The organism is Sphingopyxis sp. (assembly GCF_036402335.1).
In the GTDB taxonomy this organism is placed as follows: Bacteria; Pseudomonadota; Alphaproteobacteria; order Sphingomonadales; family Sphingomonadaceae; genus Sphingopyxis.
The window spans coordinates 1-3,038 of sequence record NZ_DASWTD010000135.1; the positions used below are offsets into that span (position 1 = coordinate 1).

The window sequence follows — 3,038 nt, forward strand, 5'->3', positions numbered from 1 at the left end:
ATGATCTTCGAGCCGGCCGCTCGCGACGAGTTCGAGCACGCGCTCCAGTGCCTTGATCGGATCGCCCTCGGCGCCGAGGTCGAGCGCGATGAGATTGGTCTTGCCATTCGGAAGCACCGCGACCGGCGGCGGCGAACCACCGAAGTGGTCGCCCGAATAAATCTCGGTCAGCGCGGCCTGGACCGTGCCGTCGCCGCCGTTGATCACGACGACGCGCGGGCCGACCATCGCCATGGTGCGAATGGCCTTTTCGATCTGGTCGACGTCTTCGACCTCATAATGAAAGATGTCGGGGTGCGCCGCGCAATATTCGCGAACCTGCGGCAACAGCGAGCGGTTGCCCGTCGAGCGAGGATTCGAAAGGAGTGCGACGCTGGCCATTGCCGATTACATATATTTCATCGAGATCGAGATCGCCTTGGGCGCATCCCCGACCGAAAAGGCCGTCTTCTTGTAGCTCGGCTTGCCGAGGTTGAAGACGTTGATGCTGGGATTGTTCGACATGCCGCCGCCATCCGAACGGAGGTCGGTCTTGCCGTTGCCATTGACGTCGTGACGCACGGCAATGCCATAGACGCCCGCTTCGGGCAGCGGCACGCAGACGGTCATCGTTCCGGCGCGCGCGGGCACTTCGACGCGCGACAGCCAGCGTCCCTTGGCCAGCCAGTCGGCGGACGTTCCGCGATAGCTTTGCACGCGAATCTTGCCGGTCGACGCCTTGACGCCGCTGATCTGGACCAGCGTCGACGGACCGCTTCTGCACTTCGACAGATCGTTCGAGATGATCCGGCCTTCAGCCTGCGCCGATGCGGCAAAAGCCAGCACGGAAACGCAAAGCAGAGCGGATACAAATTTCGACATGACCTCAAAACCTCCAGAGGCTATAGCCATGCCAGCATTCGCTGAAGCGCGTGCCGACACGGGTCCCTGTCGCCCTTGAATCGGCATATCGGGAACAACTGCGGCCAAAACATGGTGATGGGGCGACGAAAGATTGAATAAGCTGCCTGCCATCGACCGCTACATCGCGCGGCTCATTTTCTTCCCCATGCTCGGCACGCTGGTCCTGTCGGCGATGCTGCTGGTGCTGGAGAAGATGCTGCGCCTGTTCGACTTCGTCGCGACCGAGGGCGGCCCGGTCAGCGTCGTGTGGCGCATGCTCGCAAACCTGATCCCCGAATATCTCTCGCTCGGCATTCCGATCGGGCTGATGCTGGGAATTCTCCTAGCTTTCCGCAAGCTTGCGACATCGAGCGAACTCGACGTGCTGAAGGGCGTGGGCATGAGTTTCGGGCGGCTGATGCGCGTGCCCTTCGCCTATGCGATTGCGCTCGCGGCGCTCAATCTCGCGATCGTCGGCTTCATCCAGCCCGTCGCGCGCTACGCCTATGAAGGCTTGCAGTTCGAACTGCGCTCGGGCGCGCTCGGCGCGTCGATCAAGGTTGGCGAATTTACCAAATTGGGCGACCGCATGACGCTCAGGATCGAGGAAAGCTATAACGAGGGCCGTTCGTTGCGCGGTATTTTCGTGCGCGGCGAGAATAAGGACGGCCAGCGTGTCTCCGCGACCGCGGCGCGCGGGCAGTTCCTCGCCACCGACGATCCGAACACGATCATCCTGCGCCTGTCGCAAGGCGTGCTGATCCATGAATCGCCCAAATTCGCGGTGCCGCGCGTGCTGACGTTCGATAATCACGACCTGCCGATCCCGCTTCCCAAGGTCGAGGCATTCCGTTTGCGCGGTGGCGCCGACCGCGAAATGACGATCCCCGAACTGTTTGTCGCGGGCAAGGACAAGCGTCAGTCGGCGCAGACCCGGCTCGAATCGCGCGCCAATTTCCATTTCCGCATCGTCGAAGTGATGTCGATGTTCCTGATCCCCCTGATCGCGATCGCGCTCGCTATCCCGCCCAAACGGTCGACCTCGTCGCTCGGCGTGTTCCTGTCGATCGTGCTGCTGGTGACCCAGCACAAGATTAACCAATATGCCGAGGATCTCGGCGCACGCGGCACCATCGATCCGCTGATCGCGCTCTGGGTTCCCTATTTGCTGTTCGCGGCACTGGCGATCTGGATGTATTACACCGTCGCGCATGTCCCCGGGGGCCAGCCGATCGGCGCGCTCGAACGGGTCGCTGCCAAGGCGGCGCAAAAGATCCGCGCCATGCTCACGATGTTTCAGCGCAAGCCACGGGCTGCGGAGAGCTTGACCTAAATGCACCAGCTCCACTTTTTCCCCTCGCGCACGATGGCGCTCTACGTCGGCCGCCTCTTCCTCGTCCGTTCCTTCTCGATCCTCTTCGCGCTGGTGCTGATCCTGCAGACGCTCGACCTGCTCGGCGAAAGCGGCAAGATCCTCGCGGTCGCCGGCAACGGCGATTCGGACGTGTGGCGCTATGTCGGGATGCGGCTGCCGCAGATCGTCGAGACTTTCCTGCCCTTCTCGGTGCTGCTCGGTACGATCCTGACGCTCATCACGCTGAACCAGAACAGCGAAGTCGTCGCGATGAAGGCTTCGGGCATGTCGGCGCACCAGGTGCTCGCGCCCCTGTTCCTCGCCGCGCTGCTCGTCGCGGGCATCAGCTTCGCGTTCAACGAACGCATCGTCACACGCTCGACCGCGGCGCTCAGCGCGTGGCAGAAGGTCGAATATGCGCGCGTTCCCAAGGATAGCGGGGTGCGGACCAACATCTGGGTCCGCGATGGCGACGACCTGATCAACGCCGAAACGGTCGAGACCGGCGGGCCGGCCATCGTGCTGCGCGGCGTGACGATCTATGAACGCACCGGCGGCGTGCTGTCGTCGATGCTGAAGGCCCCGAGCGCGCGCGCGGTCGCTGGCGGCTGGGAACTGACCGGCGCGACACGCTTCCTGCGCCGTTCGGGTACGGTCGAGACGCTCGGCACCATCGTCGCCGCAAAGAATGTGCGCCCCGACCAGTTTACGCTGGCGCAGGTCGACGGCGACGAACTGCCCTTCCTCCAGCTCCAGTCGGCGATCGCCGACCTCGAGGCCGCGGGCCGGCCGGTCGGCGCGC

At 63.5% G+C, this 3,038-nt stretch carries 4 protein-coding genes; 2 read left to right on the plus strand and 2 right to left on the minus strand.

Annotated elements, in window-relative coordinates; all coding sequences use genetic code 11:
• On the minus strand, window positions 1–381 hold a 381-nt coding region (locus VGD20_RS04235), incomplete at its 3' end, for an acylglycerol kinase family protein (protein ID WP_331133253.1).
• Between the two features lie 6 nt (window positions 382–387).
• On the minus strand, window positions 388–861 hold the full coding sequence (locus tag VGD20_RS04240; RefSeq protein WP_331133254.1) for a DUF2141 domain-containing protein: 474 nt from the start codon (window positions 859–861) through the stop codon (window positions 388–390).
• A 187-nt stretch (window positions 862–1,048) separates the two neighbouring features.
• Between VGD20_RS04240 and lptF the strand changes: the two genes are divergently transcribed.
• Complete coding sequence (gene lptF, locus VGD20_RS04245; RefSeq protein WP_414714539.1) at window positions 1,049–2,215, plus strand: LPS export ABC transporter permease LptF; 1,167 nt, start codon at window positions 1,049–1,051, stop codon at window positions 2,213–2,215.
• On the plus strand, window positions 2,216–3,038 hold an 823-nt coding region (locus VGD20_RS04250), incomplete at its 3' end, for an LptF/LptG family permease (RefSeq protein ID WP_331133256.1).

What these genes read in the sequence shown, in the direction of transcription:
- VGD20_RS04240 (WP_331133254.1), bottom strand. Translation starts at nt 861, where the DNA reads ATGTCGAAATTTGTATCCGCTCTGCTTTGCGTTTCCGTGCTGGCTTTT.
- lptF (WP_414714539.1), top strand. Translation starts at nt 1,049, where the DNA reads ATGCTCGGCACGCTGGTCCTGTCGGCGATGCTGCTGGTGCTGGAGAAG.